The following is a 25,438-nucleotide window of genomic DNA, read 5'->3' as shown; positions in this document are numbered from 1 at the left end:
GTGGCGGAGACCGGAAACAGCAAGAAATCGGGAAAGCGAAGCTCCGACCGGCAACGGTCGAGGCCGCCTCTGCTGGAATGGGTCGCCGCGGCGGTTGGGCTGACCCTGACGCTCGCGGTGCTGGGGGCGCTGGGCTGGGAAGGCCTCGAGAGTGCCGGCGACGATCCACCGGCGATCGACGCCGAGATCCGTCGGATCGTACCGGTACGACCCGGGTACGTGGTCGAAGTCGAGCTGCGCAATCGTTCCTCCGCCACGGCCGCGGCGGTCCAGGTCGAAGGTGAGTTGACCGCGGCCGACGGCGCCGTCGCAACCAGCACCGCAACGGTCGATTACGTGCCCGGAGACTCGACGAGGAGCGCCGGACTCTTCTTCGCGGACGATCCGCGCCTGCATCGGCTGGAAGTCCGCGCGCTCGGGTACGCCGAACCGTGATGGTTGCCCCCCGGTCGCGCGCGGCATGCCGACGCCCCAACCCCCGGGCCGGGATCGGCCTCTTTCTGGAGGCGGGCGATGACTAGCAGCGAGGTCGTCGTTCTCGCCAGCGGCGCGATGCTGCTGGCCCTGCTGGGCGTGCTCCACCTGGGAGGGTTGCGGCTGATCGGCTGGTGCCAGCCCCGGCGCCGCCACCCCTATCTCCGCGTCCTCGTCACGTTCTGGGCGTTGGCGGTTCTGCACCTTGTAGAAATCGCGATCGGCGCACTGGCGTTGTGGCTGCTGGCCGCCGTGCCCGGTACGGGAGCTTTCGGTCCAGCCTTCGGGGGAGCGGCGGCCGACTATCTGTACGTCGCCGGAATTTCCTTCGTTACGCTCGGTTACGCCCAGGTGGAGGCGCAGGGCGCGATTCGTTTGCTGGTGATGCTGCTCTCGCTGGGAGGTTTCATGGTTCTCACCTGGTCGGCGACCTTCATCTACACCATCTGGGGGGAAAACTTCCGCGACGAGCCCTAAGCCATCCCATCAGTACATATGCTGGCCGCCATTGATGCTCATGGTCGAGCCGGTGACAAAGCCTGCTTCGTCGCTGGTAAGGAATGCCACGCCGCGGGCGATTTCCTCCGCCTGACCGAGTCGGCCCACGGGGATCTTAGCAACGATCTTTTCCAGCACCGGCTCCGGCACCGCGGCGACCATGTCGGTGTCGATGTACCCCGGTGCGATCGCATTGACCGTCACGCCGACGCGCGCGCCTTCCTGCGCCAGCGCCTTGGTGAAGCCGTGTATCCCGCTCTTGGCCGCGGCATAGTTGACCTGGCCGTACTGCCCGGCCTGCCCGTTGATCGAGCCGATGTTGACGATCCGGCCCCAGCCGCGCTCGCGCATCCCGGGGAAGCAGGCCTTGGCCATGTTGAAGCATCCGCCGAGGTTGATGCGCATGACCTCGTTCCAGTCGTCGAAGGTCATCTTGTGCAGCGTGCCGTCGCGGGTGATGCCCGCGTTGTTGACGACGATGTCGACGTCGCCGACCTCCTCGCTTACGCGCCTGCAGCCGTCCTGGCAGGCCTCGTGATCGCCCACGTCCCATTTGTAGATCGGAATGCCGTGCGCGGCGGAGAAGCGTTTCGCCCGCTCGTCGTTGCCGGCGTAGTTGGCGACCACGGTGCGCCCCTGCGCCTTGAGCGCGAGGCTGATCGCCTCACCGATACCGCGGGTTCCGCCGGTGACGATTGCAACGCGAGCCATGGATTTGTCTCTCCGCCTGATTTTTGTGTGTCTCGAAGGTCTACGCGAAGCTTGCGCGACACAAAAGAGAAACCCCGCCGGAAGCGGGGCTTTGCAGACGAATTCAAATGTGTCCCCGGATCAGAAGCGGAACTGTGTGCCGACGTAGACCGCCTGGCTGTCCTGCTCCATGTCGGTGAGCGGCGCGAGCCGATCGCGGTCCTGCGACAGTCGCACGCCTGCCGTGACGTCGAGATTGCGGGTCACGCGATAGGCGCCGCCGAGGTCGACCGACTGTTCGCCCAACGCTTCCAGCGTGCGCGGCGAGCGGCCGACGCTGCGATCGTGCTCGAACGCAATGCGGGGCTTGAAGCGGCTTGGTTCCTCGCGGCGTTCGGCCGGCTTGAAGGTGGCGAGATCGGGCACGTCCATCTCGCGCACGCCCTCCGGAAGCGAGGGTGCCTTGGCAAAGCTCTGGTATCCGCGCGCAACGCCGAGGTTGTAACGGGTTGCGGCGATCGTGGTGGCGCCGGTGCCCGGCTCCCCGGCCATCGAGGCCAGTGTCGAGCGGAACGAGATCGCGCGCGCGGTATCCTCGTCGACGCGGACGGCGACCGTCACCGTGCGGTCGAGCGGCTTGGCCGGCCCGGCGGGCGTGAAACGTAGCGCCTGGCCGCGTGCAGCGACTTGCTGGGCTACTCGCCGGGCGAGTTGCGGATCGACCGAGGCGGGCGTGAAGGGAGCGAACTGCGCAGAGATCGAGGCGACACTCTCGCCGCCTTCAAACCCGACAAGCGCCAGGCCAGTCGAAGGAATCGCCAACGCCAAGCACGCAGCCGACAGCAACAGGGGCGCGAAACCACCCTTGCGTGTCATGTGCCGCGGCCGAGACATTCCAGCGCTTCCTTCCCCTTGTTTCCCCGCAATCCAAGCCGATCGGGCCTGAATGTTTCCTGACTTTTCCGCCATCCGCCCGCACCGGGACTCGCGCACAGAAGAATCGGAAAGAAAGTTAGGATCGATCCGGTCGATTGACCAGCGTTTTCCACAAGCGGTGCTTCTCGATTAGGTGCGGGTGTTGCACCATGCACACAGGCCGCGGCGCGATTAAGGCGCGGTTCAAGCGCTCACGGGTCAACCCCGGCGTCCAGGCCGCGGAGGCCACGCTGCGCTTGCCGCTAGCGCCGTGCGGGCTATAGAGGCGGACGAGCACACTGACAGGATACGACCCGATCATCATGAACGCGACCCGCCTTACTTCCCATGTCTCCCGCGGCCTGCTCGTGACTCTGGCGCTTGCCGGCCTCACGGCCTGCGGCGGCGGCGGACGTCCCGCCTCGGATCTTGCCGCCAGTCAGGTGACCACGATCGGCGTCAATTCCTACCTCTGGCGTGCAGCGCTGGAGGCCGTGAGCTTCGCGCCGCTGCTCCAGGCAGACAGCGCAGGCGGCGTGATCGTGACCGACTGGTACGCGAATCCCGACAATCCCGGCGAGCGCATCAAGCTGACCGTCTCGATCCTCGACCAGGATCTGCGCGCCGATGCCGTCCGCGTTGCCGCCAGCCGTCAGGTTTCCCAAGGTGGTACCTGGGTCGATGCGCCGGTTCAGGCCGCGACCGTGCAGAAGCTCGAGAGCATCATCCTCACCAAGGCGCGCGACCTGCGCCGCCAGGCTGTTTCCTAGCCTCATCACTTTCCCTATCGGGGGCCGCATGAGCGAGAACCGTTTCGATCCGTCGCAGGCCGACGGGCGCTGGCAGCGCGCATGGGAAGAGGCACGCTGCTTCGAGGCCGACAGCAATTCGGCCAAGCCCAAGAGCTACGTGCTCGAGATGTTCCCCTATCCTTCGGGGCGCATCCATATCGGGCATGTGCGCAACTACACGATGGGCGACGTCCTCGCGCGCTACAAGCGGATGACGGGGCACGAGGTGCTGCACCCGATGGGGTGGGACGCCTTCGGCATGCCGGCCGAGAACGCGGCCATGGAAAAGGGGGTCCACCCCGGCGGCTGGACCCGCGGCAACATCGCCAACATGAAGGCGCAGTTGAAGCGAATCGGCTTTGCACTCGACTGGAGCCGCGAGCTCGCGACCTGCGATCCGGATTACTATGGGCAGGAACAGGCACTGTTCCTCGACCTCTACGAGGCGGGACTGGTCTATCGCAAGGAGAGCGAGGTCAACTGGGACCCCGTCGACATGACCGTGCTCGCCAACGAGCAGGTGATCGACGGCAAGGGCTGGCGCTCGGGTGCGGAGGTCGAGAAGCGCAAGCTCAACCAGTGGTTCCTCAGGATCACGCAATTCGCCGGGAAGCTGCTCGACGGGCTGGGCGAGCTCGAGAACTGGCCCGACAAGGTCCGCCTGATGCAGGAGAACTGGATCGGCCGGAGCCGCGGTCTGCAGTTCTCGTTCGAGCTGTCGGACGGCGAAAGCCTGGCGGTCTATACCACGCGCCCCGACACGATCTTCGGTGCGAGCTTCGTCGCCGTTGCGCCCGACCATCCCGTCGCGCAGCGCGTCGCGACGATCAATTGCGATGCGGCTAAGTTCATCGAGCGATGCAAGCGCGGCGGGACGACCGCGGCCGAGCTCGAGATGGCGGAGAAGCTCGGCTTCGACACCGGCATCGGCGCACGCCATCCGTTCACCGGCGAGTACCTGCCGGTCTATATCGCGAATTTTGTGCTGATGGACTACGGCACCGGCGCGATCATGGCGGTGCCCGGGCACGACCAGCGCGACTTCGAATTCGCGACCAAGTACGGCCTGCCGATCCCGCGCGTCGTCGCGTCCAGCGCGGAAGAGGCGGACAAGCCGTTCGCCGGTGAGGCCGAGTCGGGCGACGGCGTGCTGGTCAACTCGCAGTTCCTCGACGGGATGGAGGTGGAGGCTGCCAAGCGCGAGGTGATCGCGCGCGCCGAGAAGGACGGCTGGGGCCAGGGCACGACCGTATGGCGTCTGCGCGACTGGGGCGTCTCGCGCCAGCGCTACTGGGGCACGCCGATCCCGTTCATCCACTGCGCCGCGTGCGGCGTGGTGCCGGTGCCCAAGGACCAGCTTCCCGTCGTCCTGCCCGAGGACGTCGATTTCAAGACCCCCGGCAACCCGCTGCTGCGCCATCCGACCTGGAAGCACGTCGATTGCCCCCGTTGCGGCGCCAAGGCGGAGCGGGAGACCGACACGCTCGACACGTTCGTCGATTCGAGCTGGTACTTCCTGCGCTTCGCCAGCCAGCCGGCCGACAAGCCGTTCGACCGCGAGGAAGTCGCCAAGTGGCTGCCGGTGGAACAGTACATCGGCGGAATCGAGCATGCGATCCTGCACCTGCTCTACGCCCGTTTCTGGACCCGCGCGCTGCAGCACATCGGCCAGCTCGATTTTGCCGAGCCCTTCGCGAACCTGTTCACGCAGGGCATGGTGACGCACGAGACCTATTCCCGCGAGATCGACGGGCGCACCGTCTATTACGCGCCGAACGAGGTCAGCCGCGAGGCGGAGCGCGCGCTGCTCAAGGACGACGGCGGCGAGGTCGCGATCGGCCGCGTCATCAAGATGTCCAAGTCGAAGAAGAACACCGTCGACCCGGACGAGATCGTCGCCAAGTACGGCGCCGACGCGGTGCGCTGGTTCATGCTCTCCGACAGTCCGCCCGAGCGCGACCTGCCGTGGTCCGAAGCCGGGATCGAGGGCTGCTGGCGCTTCGTCCAGCGCCTCTGGCGTCTGTTCGGGCAATACGATGCGGCGGCGAGCGGCGAGGACCAGGCGCTGCTGCGCAAGACGCACCAGACGATCGCCGCGGTTGCCGAGGATATCGAGGCGCTCTCGTTCAACAAGGCCGTGGCGCGGCTCTACGAGCTGACCGGCGCGATTGAGAAGGCGCCGGCTTCGGCCACGCGCAGCGAGGCGATCCGCACGATCCTGCTGCTCGCCAGTCCGATGATGCCGCATCTGGCCGAAGAGGGCTGGGCCGCGATCGGCGGTGAGGGACTGGTCGCCAGTGCCCCGTGGCCGGTGGCCGATCCGGCACTGCTGGTGGAGGACGAGGTGACCATCGCGGTACAGCACATGGGCAAGCTGCGTGACACGCTGACTGCCCCCAAGGGCGCGCCCAAGGAAGACCTTGAAGCGCTTGCCTTGGCGAGCGAGAAGGTCCAGCGTTCGATCGATGGAGCGGCGGTACGCAAGGTGATCGTGGTGCCCGACAGGCTGGTGAACATCGTCACATGATCCGTGCGGCCGCCCTCGCCGCGGCCCTGGTCGCGCTGTCCGCCTGCGGATTGCAGCCGATGTACGCGGGCGGCAGCAGCGGCGAGGTCGCGCGCGGACTCGCTGCCGTCGAAGTACCCCCGATCGAGGGGCGCGCCGGCTGGCTGGTGCGCAACGCGCTGCAGGACCGGCTCGGCGCGGCAGGCGAGGAAAGCCCGCGCTACCGCCTCGACGTGCGGCTCGACGACCGGCTCGAGGGGCTCGGCGTGCTGAGCGACGATACGATCGGGCGCGAACGCCGGACGCTGCGGGCGCGCTATCAGCTCGTCGATACCGTCGACGGTTCGATCCTGCTCGATGCGACTGCCGGGTCGGACGCGGGGATCGACGTCGTCTCAAGCGAATACGCGACCATTGCCGCCGAGCAGACGGCGCTCGAGAATCTAGCGCTCGAGGTTGCCGAACGGATCGTGACGCAGCTCTCGCTCACGCTGCGCGAAGACCGGTGAAGGCGACCCAGCGCGATTTCGCCGCTGCCGCCCGGCGCGCGGCGCAGCAATGCCGCGTGTTCTTCTTCTGCGGGCCGGACGAAGCCGGCGCCTCGGCTGCGGCTGACAGGATCGTCGAACTGCTCGACGATCCGGGCGAACGCATCGAGATGTCGGGCGCGGCTCTGCGCAAGGATCCCGTCCTCCTCGGTGACGAGGCCCGCTCGGGCTCCCTGTTCGGCGATGCGCGCCACATCTATGTGCGCGCGAGCGGTGACGAGGCGCTGGATGCGATCGGCAATCTGCTGCTGGGCACGGGCGATGCCTGCCCGGTCTTGATCATCGCCACCTCCGCCACCGACAAGTCGCGCACCGCGAAGCTGCTGGAGAAGCGCGACGACGCGCTGGTCGCGATGTTCTGGCCGCCCGATCTCGCCTCCGTCACCGCCAGCGTCCGCGGGATGGCGGATGCGGCGGGCCTGCGCCTCAACGGCGACATTGCCGAGCGGATTGCGCGTGCCGCCGGGCTCGACGTGCGGCTCGCCCAGTCGGAAGTGGGCAAGCTCGCGCTCTACCTCGACGCCTCGCCCGCCGCACCGAAGAACGCCGATGGCGCCGCGCTGGACGCGATCGGCGCCTCGACCGAGGAAGACGGCTTCATGCCCCTGGTCAACGCCGTACTCGCGGGCGAGACGCGCAAGATCCCGGCCGAGCTCCACCGGCTGCGCGAACTGTCGCTCAATCCGGTCGGCGTGCTGCTGGCGGTGGAGCGGCGCGCGGCCCAGCTCGCGCAGTTGGCCGCGAAAATCGGGCCCCGCGGCAACGTTGCGGCGACGCTGGAGGCGGAGAAGCGTGCACGGCGCATCTTCTGGAAGGACGAGCGCGATCTGGCAGCACAGCTGCGGCACTGGCGCGGGCGCGAACTCGACCGGCTGGTGGAAAAGCTCGTCGCGCTTCACCGCGCACTGCTTGCCAACAGCCAGTCGGCCGACCTGTTGCTCTCGCAGGGCCTCGCCGAGATCGCCCGCCGCGCTGCGCGACGCTGATGCGCTGTACCTAGTTCTCGGGAACCTGGAACGTACCCGACACGCGTCCTTCCGACGTAGTCGAGGTGCCCGAAGCGCTTCCGTCGACGCTCGACACGCCGGTCCTGAGGTCGATCACCAGCCGCCCGCCGTTGAGCGTGTCGGTGCCGCGACGCAGGCGGACGTTCCCGGCCATGGTGATGATCCGGCGATTGAAGTCGTAGACCGCGACATCACCGGTCGCCGATTCGTTGCCACGCGTCACCCGTACCCCGCCCGTCGCGGTGATGCGCTGGATGCTCAGCGAACCGGCGTCGCTGTAGTTGACCAGCGTGCGCGCCGCGCGCAGCCGCAGGCCGGCCTGCGTGATGTCGACGTTGCCCGACAGGACGACGCGGTTCTGCCGGTCCTGCAGCTCGATCCGGTCGGCGGCATAGTTGACCGGCGCGTTCGAATTGTGCCCGGCGATCGCCTGGGCATTGAGCTGCATGCCTGCGAACACAGCGAGAGTGCCGACGAAGCCGGCAAGTGCCCAGCGGGACGCGGTGGGGAAATGCGATGTCATGAGGGCATCCTCAGTTCGCCCGGGATCATGCGCAAGCGGGCGTTGCCGTCAAGCGTGACCGTGCGTTCGGCCATGTCGGCGATCAGGCGGTCGGCGGAGAAGGTGCCGGCCGGGATCTCGCCTTCGACCCCGCCGCGCCCGACCATGCGCTTCGCCGCGAGATCGACCGAAACCCCGCGCGCGACCATGCGATAGCCGTCGGCCGCGGTCAGGCGGACCGGGCCGAAGACGGAGACGACTTCCTCGTTGAGGTCGTAGGTGCCGGCCTGCGCGCCGAGACGGGCGGGGCCTTCGGGCAAGGCGATCCGGGCGACGAGATCGTTCATCCGCACGATCCCTTCCACGCTGGACCGCTGCACCGCCTCGCCGGCGGTCAGCGAGAACGGCCGACCCTTGTCGTCCTGCCCGCGGTACATGGCGTTGTCGACACGCAGCCGCTCGTCGATCATGGCGACTTCGTTGCGGTCGAGCAGGAAGCTGACCTCGCCGCGCGGGCTGAGCGGCGTGATCACCATCAAGGCCGCGACAACGCCTATACCCATCGGCAGGACTTTGGCGAGAAACGAGACGAGCCGGTCGTGCGATCCTCCGGGCGCGGCGAAGTGCTGCCGCTCGCTCCTCAGCCGGGCCGCCTCCTGCGTCTCGATCCGCCGTTTCGTCACCATGGTCTGCGCCTACCCTGTGAAGGACTACGCGTGGCTGAAAATATCGTTCTCGGCCCATCCGGCGAGGTCGAGCCGCGCCCGGGTGGGCAGGAAATCGAAGCAGGCCTGCGCCATCTCGGTGCGGCCCTCGCGCGCCAGCCGCTCGACGAAGATGGCGTGCAGCCGATGAAGGAAGCGCACGTCGGACGCCGCGTATTCGCGCTGCGCTTCGTTGATCTCGGGCGCGCCCCAGTCGGAGCTCTGCTGCGCCTTCGAGATCTCGCCGCCCAGCAGTTCCTGGACCAGGTTCTTGAGCCCGTGCCGGTCGGTATAAGTCCGCGTTAGCTTGCTCGCGATCTTGGTGCAGAACACCGGCGCGGCGGTGACGCCGAGATAATGTTCGATCGCCGCGAGATCGAAGCGCGCGAAGTGGTAGAGCTTGAGCCGCGCGGGATCGGCGAGCGCGGCCTTGAGGTTCGGCGCGTCGTAGGAACTGCCGACGCGGAAACGCACGAGGTGCTCGTCGCCGTGACCGTCGCTGAGCTGGACGACGCAGAGCCGGTCGCGCGGCGTGACGAGGCCCATCGTTTCGGTGTCGACCGCGATCGGCCCGTCGGCGAGCACGCCGGCGGGCAGGTCCTCTTCGTGAAAATGCACTGCCATAAGGCGCGGCTCTTAGGCGCATTGGGGATTGAGGGAAAGGGCTGCTGGAACGCGGCGCGCGCGCCGCCTATCCTGCCATGCCATGAGCGACACTCTACCCCAGAGCTGGCGGCCGGTGCTCGATCCCGTGCTTTCTGCACCGGAAGCGAGGCGGCTGGGCGGCTGGCTTCGCGCCGAGGAGGCTGCCGGGCGGACGATCTACCCCCCGCGCGGCACGCGGCTTGCCGCGCTCGACCTGACGCCGCTGGAGGACGTGAAAGTCGTAATCCTGGGGCAGGATCCCTACCACGGGCCGGATCAGGCGATGGGCCTGTGTTTCGCCGTGCCCGAAGGCGTCCGCGTGCCGCCGAGCCTGGTCAACATCTACAAGGAGTTGGAAAGCGACCTCGGCCTGCCGCCGCCGGGGCACGGCGATCTGAGCGCCTGGGCGCGGCAAGGTGTGCTTCTGCTCAACAACTCGCTGACGGTTGAGGCGGGGCGCGCGGGCAGCCATGCCGGCAAAGGGTGGGAGACGATCACCGATGCCTGCGTCGCGGCTGTCGCGGCGCGGGCCGAGCCGAGCGTGTTCATTCTCTGGGGCAGCCATGCGCAGGGCAAGGCGGCGCGCATTCCCGAACTCGCGCAGAGCAACCGGCACCTGGTGCTGCGCTCACCGCACCCGAGCCCGCTTTCGGCCCACCGCGGCTTCTTCGGCTCGCGGCCGTTCAGCCAGGCGAACGCCTTTCTCGAGGCGCAGGGCCGCGGCGCGATCGACTGGGGAGTTTAGTCCCCTCCCGAGTCCCAGCGAAGGCTGGGACCTCAGGCCGCTGGCGCTCCGCCGATGGAGGGAGGTCCCAGCCTTCGCTGGGACTCGGGAATGGCGCTAGAATCGTGTTACTTCAACGCGGCAGTTCGCTCGCACCCATCAGCGCTTCGTCCACCGCGCGAGCGGCCTGGCGGCCTTCGCGGATCGCCCAGACGACGAGGCTCTGGCCGCGGCGCATGTCGCCGCAGGCAAAGACGTTCGGCTCGCTCGTCGCGTAGCTCTGCGTATCGGCGGCGACATTGCCGCGGGCGTCCAGTTCGACGCCCGCGCGGTCGAGCAGTCCGCGGCGCTTGGGGCCGGTGAAGCCCATCGCGAGCAAGATCAGATCGGCCCGCAGCGTGAATTCGCTGCCTGCGATCTCGTGCATCCGCCCGTCGCGCCATTCGACGCGCACGCATTCGAGACCGGCGACTTCGCCGTTCTCGGCGACGACGCGCTTCGCCAGCACGGCCCAGTCGCGCTCCGCACCCTCCTGATGACTGGAGGACGTACGCAGCTTGAGCGGCCAGTCCGGCCAGGTCAGCGCCTTGTCTTCCTTCACCGGCGGCTTGGGCATGATCTCGAGCTGAGTCACGCTCGCCGCGCCCTGGCGGTTGGAGGTGCCGACGCAGTCGCTGCCGGTGTCACCGCCGCCGATCACGATCACGTGCTTGCCCGTCGCCGTCAGCGAGCCGCGCGGGGCGGCGCGCACTTCGTCGTCGCCCGCGTTGCGCTTGTTCTGCTGGGTCAGGAACTCCATCGCCAGCCGCACGCCCGGAAGCTCGGCGCCCGGGATGTCGAGCTGACGCGCTTCCTCCGCCCCGCCCGCGAGCACGATTGCGTCGAAGTTCTCCTTGAGGGCGGAGAACGAAACCTCGACGCCGACTTCGCTGTTGGTGCGGAACTGGACCCCTTCGGCCTCCATCTGCACCGCGCGGCGGTTGATGAGGTGCTTTTCCATCTTGAAGTCGGGAATGCCGTAGCGGAGCAGGCCGCCGATCCGGTCGGCCTTCTCGAATACCGTGACAGCGTGGCCCGCGCGGGCGAGCTGCTGCGCGCAGGCGAGGCCGGCAGGTCCGGATCCGATCACCGCGACCGACTTGCCGGTCGGCTTCTCGGGCACGTGCGGCTTGATCCAGCCTTCCTGCCAGCCGCGGTCCACGATCGCGCATTCGATCGACTTGATCGTCACCGGGCTGTCGACGATGTTCAGCGTGCAGGCCGCTTCGCAAGGCGCGGGGCAGACGCGGCCGGTGAACTCGGGGAAGTTGTTGGTCGAATGGAGCGTGTCGAGCGCACGCTTCCAGTCGGCCTCGTAGACCAGGTGATTCCAGTCGGGGATCAGGTTGTTCACCGGGCAGCCGGTGTGACAGTAGGGAATCCCGCAGTTCATGCAGCGAGCCGCCTGGTTGCGCAGCTTGTCCTCCGGCAGGGGGACGACGAATTCCTTGTAATGCGCGACCCGCTCCGCCGGATCGGCGTAGCCGCGGTCCTCGCGCTCGAATTCGAGGAAACCTGTGTCCTTGCCCATGACGGTCAAATCTCCGATTTGGCCGTCACCCCTGCGTAGGCAGGGGTCCAGTTGACGTCGCCGATATCGACGGACGGTATCTGGATCCCCGCCTTCGCGGGGATGACGAAAAGAAAATGAAAGGTCACTCCGCTGCCACGCTTTCGGCTTCGATCCGCTCACTCTCGAGCTGCTCGAGCGCGCGCGCGTAGTCGCGCGGCATGACCTTGACGAAGCGCGTGAGCGCGGCGTCCCAATCGTCGAGCAGCGCGGCGGCCTTGGCCGAGCCGGTGTGCAGCTTGTGCCGCTCGACCAGGATGCGCAGGCGCTCCGCGTCGTGGCGCAGCATATCGCCCATGCCGAGGTCGTCGACGGAGCGCGCACGCTGCTGCGGACGGCCGGTGCCTTCCTCGGCGTCGGGCGCGGCCGATACCGGCAGCAGATCGACCTGCGCCGGGTTGCACAGGTGCTCGAACTCGCCGTCCTCGTCGTAGATGTAGGCGACGCCCCCGCTCATTCCCGCCGCGAAGTTGCGTCCGGTGCGGCCGAGCACGCATACGACGCCGCCGGTCATGTACTCGCAGCCGTGGTCCCCGGTGCCCTCAACCACCGCGACGGCGCCGGAATTGCGCACCGCGAACCGCTCGCCCGCGACGCCTTCGAAGAAAGCCTCGCCCGAAATCGCGCCGTAGAGCACGGTGTTGCCGACGATGATGTTCTCGCCCGGGTCGCGGCCGATTCCGGCCGGCGGACGCACGACGATCCGGCCGCCCGAAAGCCCCTTGCCTACGTAGTCGTTGGCATCGCCCGTAAGGTCCAGGGTGACGCCGTGGGCAAGCCAGGCGCCGAAGCTCTGCCCGGCTACTCCGGTAAGATTGATGCGGATGGTGTCGGACGGCAGCCCGGCGTGCCCGTAGCGGCGGGCGATCTCGCCGGAGAGCATCGCTCCCGCGGTGCGGTTGACATTGCGGATCTCGCGCTCGAGCTGGACCGGTTCGCCGCTCTCGATCGCCTCGCGGCAGGCGGCGATCAGTTCCTTGTCCATCGCGGTGGCGAGGCCGTGGTCCTGCTCCTGCGTGTGATGCAGTGCCACGCCCTGGGGCGCCGCCACCTGCAGCACGCGCGAAAGGTCGACGCCGTGCGCCTTCCAGTGGCGTTCGACACGGCGCATGTCGATCCGGTCCACCCGGCCGATCATCTCCTCGACCGTGCGGAAGCCCATCTCGGCCATGATCTGCCGCAGTTCCTCGGCGACGAAGAAGAAGTAGTTGATCACGTGCTCGGGCGTGCCGGTGAAGCGCTTGCGAAGCACCGGGTCCTGCGTCGCGACACCGACCGAACAGGTGTTGAGATGGCACTTGCGCATCATGATGCAGCCGGCCGCGATCAGCGGCGCGGTGGCGAAGCCGAACTCGTCGGCGCCGAGCAGCGCGCCGATCGCGACGTCGCGCCCGGTGCGCAGGCCGCCGTCGACCTGCACCGCGATGCGGCTGCGCAAGTCGTTGAGCAGCAGCGTCTGCTGGGTCTCCGCCAGGCCGATCTCCCACGGAGAACCCGCGTGCGTCAGGCTGGTCAGCGGCGAAGCGCCGGTGCCGCCTTCGTAACCCGAGATGGTGACGTGGTCGGCCTTGCTCTTGGACACGCCCGCGGCGACCGTGCCGACGCCGACCTCGCTCACCAGTTTGACCGAGATGCGCGCGCTCGGCTGCACGTTCTTGAGATCGTGGATGAGCTGCGCGAGATCCTCGATCGAATAGATGTCGTGGTGCGGCGGCGGGCTGATGAGACCCACGCCCGGCGTCGAGTGACGCACCGCGCCGATCACCTTGTCGACCTTGTGGCCCGGAAGCTGCCCGCCCTCGCCGGGCTTGGCGCCCTGGGCCATCTTGATCTGGATGTCGTCGGAGTTGATGAGATATTCGGTCGTCACGCCGAAGCGGCCCGAGGCGACCTGCTTGATGCGGCTGCGCATCGAATCGCCATTCTCCATCGGCGTGAAGCGGTCGGGCTCCTCGCCGCCTTCGCCGGTGTTGGAACGGCCGCCCATGCGGTTCATCGCAATCGCGAGCGTGGTGTGCGCCTCGCGGCTGATCGAGCCGAAGCTCATCGCGCCGGTGCTGAAGCGCTTCACGATCTCGCTCGCCGGCTCGACCTCCTCGATCGGCACCGGGGTCTCGGCCGGCTTGAGGTCCATCAGCCCGCGGATCGTAAGCAGCCGCTCCGACTGCTCGTTGATGTCGCGCGCGAAATCCTCGTAGCGCTCGCGCGAATTGCCGCGAACCGCGTGCTGCAGGCTGGCGACGCTGCCCGGCGTCCAGGCATGGTCCTCGCCGCGCAGGCGGTACTGGTAGATGCCGCCCGCATCGAGCATGCCACGGTAGAGCGGATTGTCGCCATGCGCGAGCGCGTGACGACGGACCGCCTCTTCCGCCACTTCGGCAAGGCCGACGCCTTCGATCGTCGTCGCGGTGCCGGTGAAGTACTTGTCGATGAAGGCGCTCGACAGGCCGACCGCATCGAAGATCTGCGCCCCGCAATAGGACTGGTAGGTCGAGATGCCCATCTTGGACATGACCTTGAGCATGCCCTTGCCGACCGCCTTGATGTAGTTCCGGCGCGCGTCGGCCGGCGCGATCTCGGGGAAGCGCTCGGCCCGCAGCGCCTCGATCGTCTCGAATGCGACGTAGGGGTTGATCGCCTCTGCACCGTAGCCGGCGAGCACGCAGTAGTGATGCACCTCCCGCGCCTCCCCGGTCTCGACGACCAGCCCGGTCTGCATCCTGAGACCCTGGCGCACGAGGTGGTGGTGGACCGCCGCGGTGGCGAGCAGCGCCGGGATGGGTATGCGGTCCGAGCCCTGCGCGCGGTCGGACAGGATCAGGATGTTGTGATCGAGCAGCACCGCCTCGGTCGCAGCCCAGCACAGCTCCTTGAGGGCCATTTCGAGGCCGTCTGCGCCGCTGTGCGCATCCCACGTGATGTCGAGCGTATGGGTGCGGAAGGCTCCGTCGAGCGCGGCCTCGACCGAGCGGATCTTGGCCAGATCCTCGTTGGTCAGGATCGGCTGGCTGACTTCGAGCCGCTTGTGCGTGCCCGCCTCGCGGCCGAGCAGGTTGGGCCGCGGGCCGACCATCGACAGCAGGCTCATCACCAGTTCCTCGCGGATCGGGTCGATCGGCGGGTTAGTGACCTGGGCGAAGTTCTGCTTGAAGTAATCGTACAGCAGCCGCGGGCGCTGACTGAGCACGGCAAGCGGCGTGTCGGTGCCCATCGAGCCGATCGGATCGTCGCCGGTCAGCGCCATCGGCTCGAGGAAGCGGGTGATGTCCTCCTGTGTATAGCCGAAGGCCTGCTGGCGCTCGAGCAGCGCGGTCGTGTGGTCGGGGATCGCAGCAAGCTCGGGCTCGATCGTGTCGAGATCCTCCAGCTTGTACTGCGTCTGCTCCAGCCACTTCTCGTAGGGGTGTGCCGCGGCGAGCTCGGCCTTGAGTTCGGCGTCCTCGACGATGCGGCCCTGTTCGAGGTCGATCAGCAGCATCTTGCCCGGCTGGAGCCGCCACTTGCGCACGATGTCCGCTTCCGCGAACGGCAGCACGCCGCTTTCCGAGGCGAGGCAGACGAGATCGTCCTTGGTCACGCAGTAGCGCGCCGGCCTCAGGCCGTTGCGGTCGAGCGTAGCGCCGATCTGGCGCCCGTCGGTGAAGGCGACCGCGGCCGGCCCGTCCCACGGCTCCATCAGTGCGGCATGGTATTCGTAAAACGCGCGCCGGGCCGGCTCCATCAGCGGGTTCTTGGCCCACGCCTCGGGCATGAGCATCATCATCGCGTGGGCGAGGCTGTATCCGCCCGCGAGCAGCAGCTCGAGCGCATTGTCGAGGCATGCGGTGTCGGACTGGCCGTGCGGGATCAGCGGCCACATCTTGTCGAGATCGGCGCCGAGCAGCTCGCTCTCCATGGTCCGCCGGCGTGCTTCCATCCAGTTCACGTTGCCGCGGACCGTGTTGATCTCGCCGTTGTGCGCCATGAAGCGGTACGGGTGCGCGAGGCGCCAGCTCGGGAAAGTGTTGGTCGAGAAGCGCTGGTGCACGAGGCCGAGGGCGGAGACGCAGCGCGGATCGCGCAGATCGTCGTAGAAACTGCCGACCTGGTTGGCGAGCAGCAGGCCCTTGTAGACGATCGTGCGGCTCGAAAAGCTTGGGATGTACGTCTGCGTCAGCGCGGGCAGGCCGTGCTTCTCGGCCAGCTTCGCGAGCGGATTGAGGGTCTGCTTGCGGATCACGATCAGCTTGCGCTCGAACGCGTCGCGATCGGCGCAGTTCTCGCCGCGCGCGACGACGCACTGGCGCATGACCGGCATCGATTCCACCACCGCCTTGCCGAGCCCGTCGAGCGTGACCGGCACGTCGCGCCAGCCGACCAGACGCTGGCCTTCCTTGGCGACGAACTTTTCGAGTTGTTCGGCGACGAAAGCGCGCGCCTCTTCGTCCTGAGGCAGGAAGCATTGCGCGACTGCATAGTCGCCGGCGGCCGGCAGGTCGTGACCCCCGTCGTCTGCCCAATCGCGAAACAGCGGATCGGGAACCTGCAGCAGGATACCCGCGCCGTCGCCCAGCAGCGGATCGGCACCGACCGCGCCGCGGTGGTCGAGATTGGCAAGGATTTCGAGCGCCTGCGCGACGATCGCGTGGCTTTTCTCGCCCTTGATATGCGCAACGAAGCCGACACCGCACGAATCGTGTTCGTTGCGTGGATCATACAGACCTGTCGGCGTGGGAAATCCCATCCAGAAACCTCGTCGTGTCAGGTGCCGAAGCGCGTGCCTCCCTCACGCTCCGGCAATGAAGCGCTTTCCGTGGCGCGCGATCGCGCACGAAAATTATCGCGAAAGCGCTTCATGACGATACGAACGGATTTTTGCAACTGCGAAGGCAGCGCATAGGTATTAGTAATTCTTGCGCCCGGAAAAGTGCGCGGCGGCGCTCAGGCCGCGCCGCTCAGGCGCTGGAGCTTGTGCAGCGCGTCCCGCAAGGCGCGTTCGGCCTGTGCCGGGTCCGCGGACGGCATCGCCCCGGAAGGGGAACTCGCGCCGGCGGGCGCATCGAAAGGGCGTCCGGCGAGGTGGAGCGGGGTCGCTGCGGGCTCCGCACTGCTTCCGTTCCTCTCCGAAAGGGCCGCATCGGATTCGATCGCGTCGCCTGTTTCCTCATCGGCGCTCCGATCTTCCTCGAAATGAGCGACCTCGCGCCGCCCTTCCGATCTGCCGATGCTCAGCAGCGAACTGTAGGCGTCTTCGCCCGGCGCTTCCTCACCCTCTTCGCCCTCGTAGGTCGAAGGACGCCGCGGGCCGACCACAGGATCCGCGAACGGTCGCGCGTCGGCCGTCAGCGAGAGCGTGAGCGCGAGATCGTCGTCCTCGTGGTCCACTGATTCGTCGTCGAGCTCTAGCGGACGCAGTGCTGCGGGTATGGCTTCCGGTGGGACAGGCACAGCGGAGGCCACCGCCCGCGGGCCGGCGTCCTCCTCGCTGTCCGGCGTCGGTACGGGATCGGCCGCGACGCGCGGGGCTTCGGCCACTTCGACGCCCAGATCGGGCACGTAGCGCGCCGGCATCTCTGCAGCGGGCGATTCGGTTTCGGTGCGTTCGGCCGCACGCTGGAGCGCGAGCGCGAACCGATCGACGAGTTCCGCGAGGGAGAGGTCATGCAGCGGCGCCTGATCGGCCCGGTGATCGGCTGCGTCCGAAGAGTCGGCTTCCGCGACGATCCCCGCCTTCGCGGCCAGTTCCGCGGCCAATTCCGCCTGGGGAGTGGCGGGCGCCGCGTCGAACGTACGAGCGGGCTCGGCTTCGAAATCGTCCGTCGGAGCAGTGGAGCTGGACGATTCTGCAACGTGCGCGGTATCCGCAAAAGCGGCGAGGTCGAGTGCGTCGTTCGCGGCCGATACCGGCTCCTCGCGCATATCGGCAGATAGCACGATCTCCGTGCCCGCGTCCGGGAACGACACGTGACCGAGGGGCACGCCGGGCGAGCTTTGGCCGGTCGCCGAGAACCTGCGGCGACGGCCGACTGCCGTGGCGGAGGGCAAGTCGTCGACCGGCTCGTCGAAACTCTCCGCGCCCAGCTCCTCGCGAGCGGAGATCGGGCGCTTGCCCTGGCGGAGGCTTGCGGGTGCGCGCGGCTCGCGGACGGGTGCGGCGTTCTGCGCGGTGGCAACCTTGCGGGCGAGCCACAGCCCGATGATCGCTCCCAGGCCGCCGCCGACCAGTGCGATCAGGATGCGGGCAGAGATCCCAAGCGGCGGTTCCGCCGCAGGGAGGACCGTAGGCAATCCGGTCGCAACGACGAGGCTCTCGAACAAGGTCACGGGCAGAACGAGGCTGCCGACGCCGAGCAGGGCGGCGAACCACAGAGCCACGATGGCCGGAAACGCCGGATGCCTGCTGACCGGCGGCTTGCTGGCGGTCGTACCATTGTACGTGGCTGCCATGTCGTTCTTCCCCGTTCTCCGGGCACTGCGCGCCTTATGCGGCGGCTGGCATTGCCCCATTCGACATGCGGGCTAGCAGGCGATGGTAAACGTCTTGATAACGACGCACGTTGCGCGCCCAGTCGTGATGTTCGGCCACGTGAGCGCATGCCCGATCGCGCATGGCATCCCAGGTTTCGCGGCTTCGCAGCAGACTCGCCAACGCTGCCGCGCAGGCAATCGGGTTATCCGCAGCGAAGAGTGTTCCCGTTTCGCCATTGGCGATCAGTTCGCGGTGTCCGCCGACGTCGGAGGCAGCGACGAGCCGGCGCTGGGCCATCGCTTCCAGCGGCTTGAGCGGCGTCACAAGGTCGGTCAGCCGACTGCGCTTTCGCGGATATGCGAGCACGTCGATCAGCGAGTAATAGCGTTCGACCGCCTCGTGCGGCACCCGCCCGGCGAAGCGAATCGCCTCGCGTGCCGGACTCGCCTCGGCCTGCGCCCGCAGGGCTTCGTCCACCGGTCCGCCGCCGACCAGCAGAAGTTGCGCTGCCGGCGCTTCGGCGCGCAGGAGGGGCATGGCAGCGATCAGATCGTCGAGCCCCTCGTAGTCGTAGAAGCTGCCGATGAAGCCGATCACCGGTCCGCTTCCCAGGCCCAGTTGCCGGGCGAGCGCGCCGTCGCGGCCCACGGGTTCGCCGAACAGCGACAGGTCGACGCCGTTGGGCGAAAGGCCGATCTTGCCCGGCGCGAATCCGCGCACGACGAGATCGTCCTTCAGGCCCCAGCAGATCGTGAACACTGCATCTGCGCCCGCGACCACGCGGTTCTCCAGCGCGCGCGTCAGGCGGTACTTGAGCGAGCCTTCGCGCCCCTTGCCGTTGCCGACCGCCGCGTCTTCCCAGAAGGCGCGGATCTCGTAAACCAGGGGAATGCCATGGCGGCGCGCGACTTTCAGCGCGGCGGCACCGCACAACGCCGGCGAGTGCGCGTGGAGCACGTCGGGCCGCCACTCGCGCACGACCTGCTCGATCGATTCCGCGAACCCGGCAATCTCGCGCCACTCGCGCAGGCCCGTCGGGCCCGACGCGGAGCCGCGCGTGCGGTGGAAGGGGAGCCCGTCCACCGTCTCGGCCGGCGGGCCGCCGGCGGTGTGCCGCAGGCCGGTTACGCCGCGCACCTCGATCCCCGCCGCCTGCTGGCTTTTCAGGATCGCGCGTGTGCGGAAGGTATAGCCGCTGTGCAGCGGCAGCGAATGGTCGAGGACGTGCAGCACCCGGGTCATGCGCCGTGTCGTGCCACGGCAACCTTAACGGCGCGTCAACCCGCGGGTGCTAGGCGGCGCCAAGGCCGCCACTGGAAAGCAACCCGCTTTGATCGACTACTTCGCCCTTGGCCTGATCCACGCCCTGATCGTGATCGCGCTGCTTCGGCTTGCGGGGCGCGAGGCGACCGACTGCGATCCCGCGTTGGAGGAGACACGCGGTAGCGGCGACAGCGGACAGGCGCCCGATGCTTGATCTCGCCCTGTTCGGCTTCGTCATGGCGTTCTTCGCGATCGGCCTGCGCCGACCGTTCCTGTGGGTCCTCGCCTACTGCTATATCGACATCCTCGCGCCGCAGAAGATCGGCTGGTCGATCACCTCGGCCCTGCCGATCTCGCTGATCGCGTTCTGCGCCGCTTTTGCCGGATGGCTGCTGACGGACAGGAAGAAGGACGTGCGGTTCACGTTCCGCCAGTTCCTGCTCGCCGTGCTCCTGCTCTACTGCTTCTGGACCACGAAAACCGCGGATTTCCCGGTCGAGGCGCTGGAGAAGTGGGACTGGGTGTGGAAGGCGCTGGTCTTCGCGATTTTCCTTCCCCTCACCCTCACTACGCGCCTGAGGATCGAGGGCACGGCGCTGATCATGGTGCTTACCGCCGGCGCAATCATTATCAGCGCCGGGATGAAGACGGCGCTCGGCGGCGGCGGCTACGCCTCGCTCTACTTCTTCGTCAACGACAACGCCGGGATGTACGAAAGCTCCACGCTGTCGACGGTGGCGATCGCGATCATCCCGCTGATCGTGTGGTTCACCCGCCACGGCACGGTGTTCCCGCCGGACTGGCGGGTGAAGACGTTCGGCTATGCGCTGATTTTCGCCTGCCTGCTTGTGCCCGTGGGAACCGAGGCGCGCACCGGCCTGCTCTGCATTGCGGTTCTTTCGGTCGTCGTCCTGCGCGACGTGAAGCGCCGCTTCGCCTTCCTCGCCGCGGGCGCCGCGCTGGGGCTGATGGCGCTGCCTTTCCTGCCACAGAGCTATTACGAGCGGATGGCGACGATCGGCAGCCACGACCAAGACCAGTCTGCCTCCACGCGCGTCGCGGTGTGGCAATGGACGCTCGACTATGCTGCGGAGAACCCCTTCGGCGGCGGGTTCGATGCCTATCGCGGGAACAGCTTCAGCTACCGGATGCCGGTTCTCGTCGAGCAAGGCGGCACGACATCCATCGAATACAGAGAGGTCGTGGATACCGGCCGCGCGTACCACTCGGCCGTTTTCGAGGTGCTCGGCGAGCAGGGCTGGCCCGGGCTCTGTCTGTGGCTGTGGCTCCACGCGCTCGGGCTGTGGCAAATGGAACGGATCCGGCGACGGTGGCGCGGGCGGACCGGGCACGACGAACAGTGGCAAGCTCCGCTCGCCAGCGCACTGCAGGTCGGGCAGGTGATCTACCTCGTGGGGTCGCTGTTTCAGGGGATCGCTTACCAGCCGTTCGTGCTCATGCTCATCGGGCTCCAGATTGCCCTGTGGTCCTACTGCACCCGACTCGATTCGCAGGCGCGGGACGCCCGTCGCGTCCGGCGGCCGCAGGCGCCGCCGATCTCCGGCGGCGATGCCGTAGCGGCAGGCGCGGGCGCGTTGCGCTAGCCCAATCGATGCGCCATGAAGCCGCGGTTTCAAGTCAGACTCGCGGCAAAGGAGAGGCGCAGTGACCCCGCAGGAAATCGCAGAAAAGGTCGGCCAGCAGATCGGCACCAGCGAATGGGTCGAGATGAGCCAGGAACGGATCAACCAGTTTGCCGATGCGACGGGCGACCACCAGTTCATCCACGTCGACGAGGAAAAGGCGAAGATGACGCCCTTCGGCGGCACGATCGCCCACGGCTTCCTGACGCTCTCGATGATTCCCTACCTCAGCGCCAAGTCGGACCTGCCGCGGCCGGAAGGCGTGAAGATGGGCGTCAACTACGGCGGCAACAAGACCCGCTTCATCAACCCCGTCCGCTCGGGCAAGCGCATTCGCGGCCACTGGAAGCTGCTCGAAATGGTCGAGAAGCGCCCGGGCCAGTGGCAGCAGACGCACGAGATCACGATCGAGATTGAAGGTGAGGACAAGCCCGCCCTCGTCGCCGAGTGGATGACGCAGCTTTTCGTCTGACCGGCCAGTCCCCATTTGGGGAGGGAAGGCGGAGGCGCGTGCCGCTACCGGTGGTGCAAGGCCTCTCTCGTCCCGTCCCCTGAAGGGCGGACCTGATTTTCCAAGGAGTTTCCCATGTCACGCGACGCAGTCATCGTATCCACCGCCCGCACCGCCATCGGCCGCGCTTACAAGGGCGGATTCAACGACACCAAAGGCGCCACGCTCGGTGCCTACTCTCTGAAGCCCGCCATCGAGCGCGCCGGGGTCGAACCGGGCGAGATCGACGATGTACTGTGGGGCTCGGCGCTGCAGCAGGGCACGCAATCGGGCAACCTGGCGCGGCAGGTGGCGCTGCGTGCCGGGTGCCCGATCGGCACCTCGGGGATGACGATCGATCGCCAGTGCTCGTCGGGCCTGATGTCGATCGCCACGGCGGCCAAGCAGATCATGATCGACAACATGGACGTCGTCGCCGCCGGGGGACAGGAATCGATCAGCCTCGTGCAGACGAAAGAAATGCGCGTGATGCCCGATCCGGAGCTGATCAACATGCACGGCGCGATCTACATGCCGATGCTGCAGACCGCCGAGACGGTCGCGCAGCGCTATGGCATTACGCGCGAAGCGCAGGACGAATACGCCCTGCAATCGCAGCAGCGCACCGCCGCGGCACAGGCGGCGGGCAAGTTCGACGACGAGATCGTGCCCGTCACGACCACGATGAAGGTGACGAACAAGGAAACGGGCGAGGTTTCCGACAAGGAAGTCACCATCGCCAAGGACGAGGGCAACCGGCCCGAGACGACGCTGGAAGGCCTTGCCGCCCTGCAGCCCGTCATGGGCCCGGGCACCACGATCACAGCGGGCAATGCGAGCCAGCTCAGCGACGGCTCCTCGGCCACCGTGCTGATGGAAGCAAAGCTCGCCGAGAAGCGCGGGCTCACCCCGCTCGGCCGCTATGTCGGCATGGCGGTCGCGGGCACCGAGCCCGACGAGATGGGCATCGGCCCGATCTTCGCGATCCCCAAGCTGCTCGAGCGGACTGGCATCAAGCTCGAGGACGTCGGCCTGTGGGAACTGAACGAGGCTTTCGCGGTGCAGGTGATCCACTGCCGCGACGAGCTCGGCATCCCCAACGAGCTGCTCAACGTCAACGGCGGCTCGATCTCGATCGGGCATCCCTACGGCATGACCGGTGCCCGCTGCGTCGGCCACGCGCTGATCGAGGGCAAGCGGCGCGGCGCGAAGTACGTCGTCGTGACGATGTGCGTCGGCGGCGGAATGGGCGCTGCTGGGATGTTCGAAGTCCTCTGATCCGTGATCATTTGAACGGGCGGGCGGCTCGTGCGTTCTTCTTCGTGGCTCTTGCCGAAGGAGAACCGCATGCGCCGCCCTTTCGTTTGCTCATTGCTCGCCGCTGCGCTGCCGCTTGCCGGGTGCTCGCAGGAAGCGCCGGAGCGTGAGCCGGTGGAGGCGCAGCCTTCGCCCGCCACGCAGGACGCCGGAACTCCGGCCGCGGAGCCGGCGCCCGATCCTGCGGCCGAAGAACCCGACGGTGCCGGCGGCTACTCGTCCGCCTACACGGCTCTCGACCTCGAAGCCTGTCGTGTAACCGGCGAATCCAGCGAGGGCGCGAGCGTCGACTATGCCTGCCCCGGCCGCGGAGGCATTCCGCTCTTCGTCCATCTCGGCGACGGACGGCTCGATATCGACGCCGGCGTCGACGGTGAGGAGTTCACGACCATCGGCGCCTTCAACGAGCTCGGCGAGCGCTTGGAATGGCGCATGAAGGACGGGAACCCGTTCGCGGTGATCTTCCGCTACCGCGATGTCACCCCGCAAAGCGCGGGCCGCACGGTGATCGGGGTCGAGAAGGTCGGGCGACCGGGCGCGCCGGGCTGCCGCGTGGCGCAGATCGCAGGCGAAACGCCCGACGCGAACCGCGTCGCGCGCGAGATCGCCGACGCGCGGGCGCACGACTTCCGCTGCGGCACAGACGAGATGCGCGTGGTCGGGGACGCACGCTAGCGCGCTGGCGCTTGCGGCGCACGCCATTGCGGCGCATTCTCGCCGCGGAGGAGAGCGCGATGGGCGTGATGGAGATCATCGGCATCGCCGGCAGCGTCAGTCTGCTTGCCGGATGGCGGCTCTACCTGTGCGTCTTCGCGACCGGGCTCGCCATGCGGCTCGACGCGATCCCGGTGCCCGAGCACCTGGCGAGCCTCGCCGTGCTCGAGAACCCGTGGGTCATGGGGGTCGCCGCCGTGGCTGCGCTGTGCGAGTTCTTCGCCGACAAGGTCATGTGGCTCGATTCGGTGTGGGATGCGGTGCACACCTTCGTGCGGCCCGTCGGCGGCGCGCTGCTGGCGCTGGCGATCGTCGATCCCTCCGACCCGGCGACGCAGGTGATCGCCTTCCTGCTGGGCGGCGGGGCGGCCTTCGCGGCGCATGCTGGCAAGGCCGGCGCGCGCGGCGTGGTCAACACCAGCCCCGAGCCCGTCTCCAACGTCGCGGTGTCGACCGTCGAGGACGTCGCGACCGCGGGCCTCCTCTGGGCGGCCTACGAGTATCCCTATGTGGCCGGAGCGATCGCGCTGGCACTGCTGGCGCTGACGGTGTGGCTACTGCTGCTGGCGCGCCGGATTGTGCGGCGGTTCTTCGGGCAGAGAGACAGGGCGGGTTAGATACCCGATCCTTTCGGCTCAGGCCGTCGCTCCGCGGTGCTTCGCCATGAAAGCCTCGACCGCAGGTGCGATCTTCGTGCGCCAGCGGCTGCCGTTGAAGATGCCGTAGTGCCCCGCGCCTTCGGCGAGCAGGTACTGCTTCTTCGACTTCGCCAGGCCGGTGGCCAGCGTAAGCGCGGCTTTCGTCTGCCCGATGCCCGAGATGTCGTCTCGCTCGCCCTCGATCGCGAGCAGCGCGGTGTCGCGGATCGCGCCCAGGTCGACCGGCTCGCCCCGGTGCGTGAAGGTCCCCTTCGCCAGCGAATGCTTCTGGAACACCTCCTCCACCGTCTGGAGATAGAATTCCGCGGTCATGTCGCAGACCGAGCGGTACTCGTCGTAGAAATCCTTGGTCGCCTGTGCGCTGTCCTCGTCGCCGACGGTCAGATGCTTGAACATCTCGTAGTGGCTGAGGATATGCTGGCCGAGGTTCATGCTCATGAACCCGGCGAGCTGGAGGAAGCCCGGATAGACCCGCCGGCCCGCGCCGCGGTGCTGCATCGGCACGGTCGCGATCACGGTGTTGCGGAACCATTCGATCGGGCGGTCCATGGCGATGTCGTTGACCGTGGTCGGGCTCTCGCGCGTGTCGATCGGGCCGCCCATCATGGTCAGCGTCGCAGGACGGCACGGATGCTCGTCCGCTCCCATGATCGCGGTGGCCGCGAGCGCCGGGACCGAGGGCTGGCACACCGCCATCACGTTCGCGCCCCTGCCGTTCTTCCCGGGCCCGATATGCTCGAGGAATCCGATCAGATAGTCGATGTAGTCGTCGAGGTCGAAGCGGCCGTCCGAAAGGGGCACCGTCTTCGCGTCGGCCCAATCGGTCACGTAGACCTCGCAGCTCTCGACCATGCGCCGCACGGTGCCGCGCAGCAACGTGGCATAGTGTCCGCTCATCGGCGCGACGATCAGCAGCTTGGGCGCGCCTTCGGGCAACCCGTCGCGGGTAAAGCGCTTGAGATCGCCGAACGGGCGGTTGACGACGGTCGCTTCCTCGACCGCGCGGGGTTCGCCCCCGACCTCGACGAATTCGATTCCGAAGGCCGGTTTGTCGCGCGGCGCGGTAGCGTGGGCGAAGACCTCCAGCGCGCTGGCGCCCATTTGCCCCAGACCCAGGTAGCCCGTCGGGAGATAGGGGTTCGCAAACGCCTCCGCCCCGATCGAGGCGAGGGCGCTTGCGCCGTTGAGCCAGGCGCGCTGCAGTTCGTAAGCGTGGTAGAGCAAGTCACATGTCCCTTGCCGAGCGCCGGTTCCCGGGCGTTCCCGTCATCATTTGTGCGGTGCACAGTGG

23 protein-coding genes are annotated in these 25,438 nt (G+C 67.7%); 13 read left to right on the top strand and 10 right to left on the bottom strand.

Translation table 11 applies throughout. From position 1 onward, the window contains the following. Positions 1-435, top strand: coding sequence for a hypothetical protein (locus ETX26_RS11870; protein ID WP_129524882.1), 435 nt, complete (start codon positions 1-3; stop codon positions 433-435). A 78-nt stretch (positions 436-513) separates the two neighbouring features. After that, positions 514-951 (top strand): hypothetical protein, encoded by a 438-nt coding sequence (locus ETX26_RS11865; RefSeq protein WP_129524881.1) that lies wholly within the window; start codon positions 514-516, stop codon positions 949-951. A 9-nt stretch (positions 952-960) separates the two neighbouring features. Here the strand turns inward: ETX26_RS11865 and phbB are convergent, their stop codons facing one another. Together phbB and ETX26_RS11855 are read right to left on the bottom strand one after the other, a co-directional pair. After that, entirely contained in the window at positions 961-1,683 is a 723-nt protein-coding gene (gene phbB / locus ETX26_RS11860; RefSeq protein ID WP_129524880.1) for an acetoacetyl-CoA reductase, read from the bottom strand. A 120-nt stretch (positions 1,684-1,803) separates the two neighbouring features. Beyond that, positions 1,804-2,484, bottom strand: coding sequence for a hypothetical protein (locus ETX26_RS11855; RefSeq protein WP_225425756.1), 681 nt, complete (start codon positions 2,482-2,484; stop codon positions 1,804-1,806). 416 nt (positions 2,485-2,900) lie between these two features. On the opposite strand from ETX26_RS11855, the gene ETX26_RS11850 reads away from it, so the two are divergent. From ETX26_RS11850 to holA, 4 genes are read left to right on the top strand one after another with little or no spacing between them, the layout of a single operon-like run. Beyond that, positions 2,901-3,347 carry a DUF3576 domain-containing protein gene (locus ETX26_RS11850; RefSeq protein WP_129524878.1) on the top strand — a complete coding sequence of 149 codons (447 nt, stop codon included), beginning with the start codon at positions 2,901-2,903 and terminating at the stop codon, positions 3,345-3,347. 28 nt (positions 3,348-3,375) lie between these two features. Beyond that, positions 3,376-5,895 carry a leucine--tRNA ligase gene (gene leuS, locus ETX26_RS11845; protein ID WP_129524877.1) on the top strand — a complete coding sequence of 840 codons (2,520 nt, stop codon included), beginning with the start codon at positions 3,376-3,378 and terminating at the stop codon, positions 5,893-5,895. Further along, complete coding sequence (gene lptE, locus ETX26_RS11840) at positions 5,892-6,383, top strand: LPS assembly lipoprotein LptE (protein WP_129524876.1); 492 nt, start codon at positions 5,892-5,894, stop codon at positions 6,381-6,383. The genes leuS and lptE overlap by 4 nt, the downstream gene beginning before the upstream one ends. Next, positions 6,380-7,408 (top strand): DNA polymerase III subunit delta, encoded by a 1,029-nt coding sequence (gene holA / locus ETX26_RS11835; RefSeq protein ID WP_129524875.1) that lies wholly within the window; start codon positions 6,380-6,382, stop codon positions 7,406-7,408. Before lptE ends, holA begins: the two co-directional genes overlap by 4 nt. A 10-nt stretch (positions 7,409-7,418) precedes the next feature. Here the strand turns inward: holA and ETX26_RS11830 are convergent, their stop codons facing one another. From ETX26_RS11830 to ETX26_RS11820, 3 genes are read right to left on the bottom strand one after another with little or no spacing between them, the layout of a single operon-like run. Continuing rightward, entirely contained in the window at positions 7,419-7,952 is a 534-nt protein-coding gene (locus ETX26_RS11830; RefSeq protein ID WP_129524874.1) for an LptA/OstA family protein, read from the bottom strand. Then, on the bottom strand, positions 7,949-8,617 hold the full coding sequence (locus tag ETX26_RS11825; RefSeq protein ID WP_129524873.1) for an LPS export ABC transporter periplasmic protein LptC: 669 nt from the start codon (positions 8,615-8,617) through the stop codon (positions 7,949-7,951). The genes ETX26_RS11830 and ETX26_RS11825 overlap by 4 nt, the downstream gene beginning before the upstream one ends. Positions 8,618-8,641: 24 nt before the next feature. Beyond that, a complete protein-coding gene (locus ETX26_RS11820; protein ID WP_129524872.1) occupies positions 8,642-9,259 on the bottom strand; it encodes a ribonuclease D in 618 nt (205 codons plus the stop codon). Positions 9,260-9,341: 82 nt separating this feature from the next. Between ETX26_RS11820 and ung the strand changes: the two genes are divergently transcribed. Beyond that, complete coding sequence (gene ung / locus ETX26_RS11815; RefSeq protein WP_129524871.1) at positions 9,342-10,025, top strand: uracil-DNA glycosylase; 684 nt, start codon at positions 9,342-9,344, stop codon at positions 10,023-10,025. Between the two features lie 112 nt (positions 10,026-10,137). Here ung and ETX26_RS11810 read toward each other — a convergent pair whose 3' ends face one another. The 4 genes from ETX26_RS11810 to ETX26_RS11795 form a co-directional block, all read right to left on the bottom strand. Next, positions 10,138-11,574 carry a glutamate synthase subunit beta gene (locus ETX26_RS11810; RefSeq protein WP_129524870.1) on the bottom strand — a complete coding sequence of 479 codons (1,437 nt, stop codon included), beginning with the start codon at positions 11,572-11,574 and terminating at the stop codon, positions 10,138-10,140. Between the two features lie 124 nt (positions 11,575-11,698). Beyond that, positions 11,699-16,336 carry a glutamate synthase large subunit gene (gene gltB, locus ETX26_RS11805; protein WP_129524869.1) on the bottom strand — a complete coding sequence of 1,546 codons (4,638 nt, stop codon included), beginning with the start codon at positions 16,334-16,336 and terminating at the stop codon, positions 11,699-11,701. A 197-nt stretch (positions 16,337-16,533) separates the two neighbouring features. Next, on the bottom strand, positions 16,534-18,039 hold the full coding sequence (locus tag ETX26_RS11800; protein ID WP_129524868.1) for a hypothetical protein: 1,506 nt from the start codon (positions 18,037-18,039) through the stop codon (positions 16,534-16,536). Positions 18,040-18,073: 34 nt separating this feature from the next. Then, positions 18,074-19,303 (bottom strand): TIGR04063 family PEP-CTERM/XrtA system glycosyltransferase, encoded by a 1,230-nt coding sequence (locus ETX26_RS11795; RefSeq protein ID WP_129524867.1) that lies wholly within the window; start codon positions 19,301-19,303, stop codon positions 18,074-18,076. Positions 19,304-19,391: 88 nt separating this feature from the next. On the opposite strand from ETX26_RS11795, the gene ETX26_RS14345 reads away from it, so the two are divergent. The 6 genes from ETX26_RS14345 (at position 19,392) to ETX26_RS11770 (ending at position 24,105) form a co-directional block, all read left to right on the top strand. Further along, positions 19,392-19,538 (top strand): hypothetical protein, encoded by a 147-nt coding sequence (locus ETX26_RS14345; protein ID WP_165271762.1) that lies wholly within the window; start codon positions 19,392-19,394, stop codon positions 19,536-19,538. Next, complete coding sequence (locus ETX26_RS11790) at positions 19,531-20,928, top strand: DUF5935 domain-containing protein (protein ID WP_129524866.1); 1,398 nt, start codon at positions 19,531-19,533, stop codon at positions 20,926-20,928. The genes ETX26_RS14345 and ETX26_RS11790 overlap by 8 nt, the downstream gene beginning before the upstream one ends. A gap of 61 nt (positions 20,929-20,989) precedes the next feature. Continuing rightward, positions 20,990-21,439, top strand: a complete 450-nt coding sequence (locus ETX26_RS11785) for a MaoC family dehydratase (protein ID WP_129524865.1) — start codon at positions 20,990-20,992, stop codon at positions 21,437-21,439. Positions 21,440-21,553: 114 nt separating this feature from the next. After that, complete coding sequence (locus tag ETX26_RS11780) at positions 21,554-22,735, top strand: acetyl-CoA C-acyltransferase (protein WP_129524864.1); 1,182 nt, start codon at positions 21,554-21,556, stop codon at positions 22,733-22,735. 69 nt (positions 22,736-22,804) lie between these two features. Then, complete coding sequence (locus ETX26_RS11775) at positions 22,805-23,449, top strand: hypothetical protein (RefSeq protein ID WP_129524863.1); 645 nt, start codon at positions 22,805-22,807, stop codon at positions 23,447-23,449. Positions 23,450-23,508: 59 nt separating this feature from the next. Continuing rightward, positions 23,509-24,105 carry a DUF4126 domain-containing protein gene (locus ETX26_RS11770; protein ID WP_129525360.1) on the top strand — a complete coding sequence of 199 codons (597 nt, stop codon included), beginning with the start codon at positions 23,509-23,511 and terminating at the stop codon, positions 24,103-24,105. Between the two features lie 18 nt (positions 24,106-24,123). Here ETX26_RS11770 and ETX26_RS11765 read toward each other — a convergent pair whose 3' ends face one another. After that, the gene (locus ETX26_RS11765; RefSeq protein ID WP_129524862.1) at positions 24,124-25,371 is read right to left on the bottom strand and encodes a polyhydroxyalkanoate depolymerase; all 1,248 of its coding nucleotides are present in this window, start codon (positions 25,369-25,371) and stop codon (positions 24,124-24,126) included. Positions 25,372-25,438 lie beyond the last annotated feature (67 nt).

The sequence above is a fragment of the Pelagerythrobacter rhizovicinus genome (assembly GCF_004135625.1).
Classification (GTDB): Bacteria; Pseudomonadota; Alphaproteobacteria; order Sphingomonadales; family Sphingomonadaceae; genus Pelagerythrobacter; species Pelagerythrobacter rhizovicinus.
The sequence above is the reverse complement of the archived record's forward strand: the minus strand, read 5'-3'. Positions and strand labels throughout refer to the sequence as shown.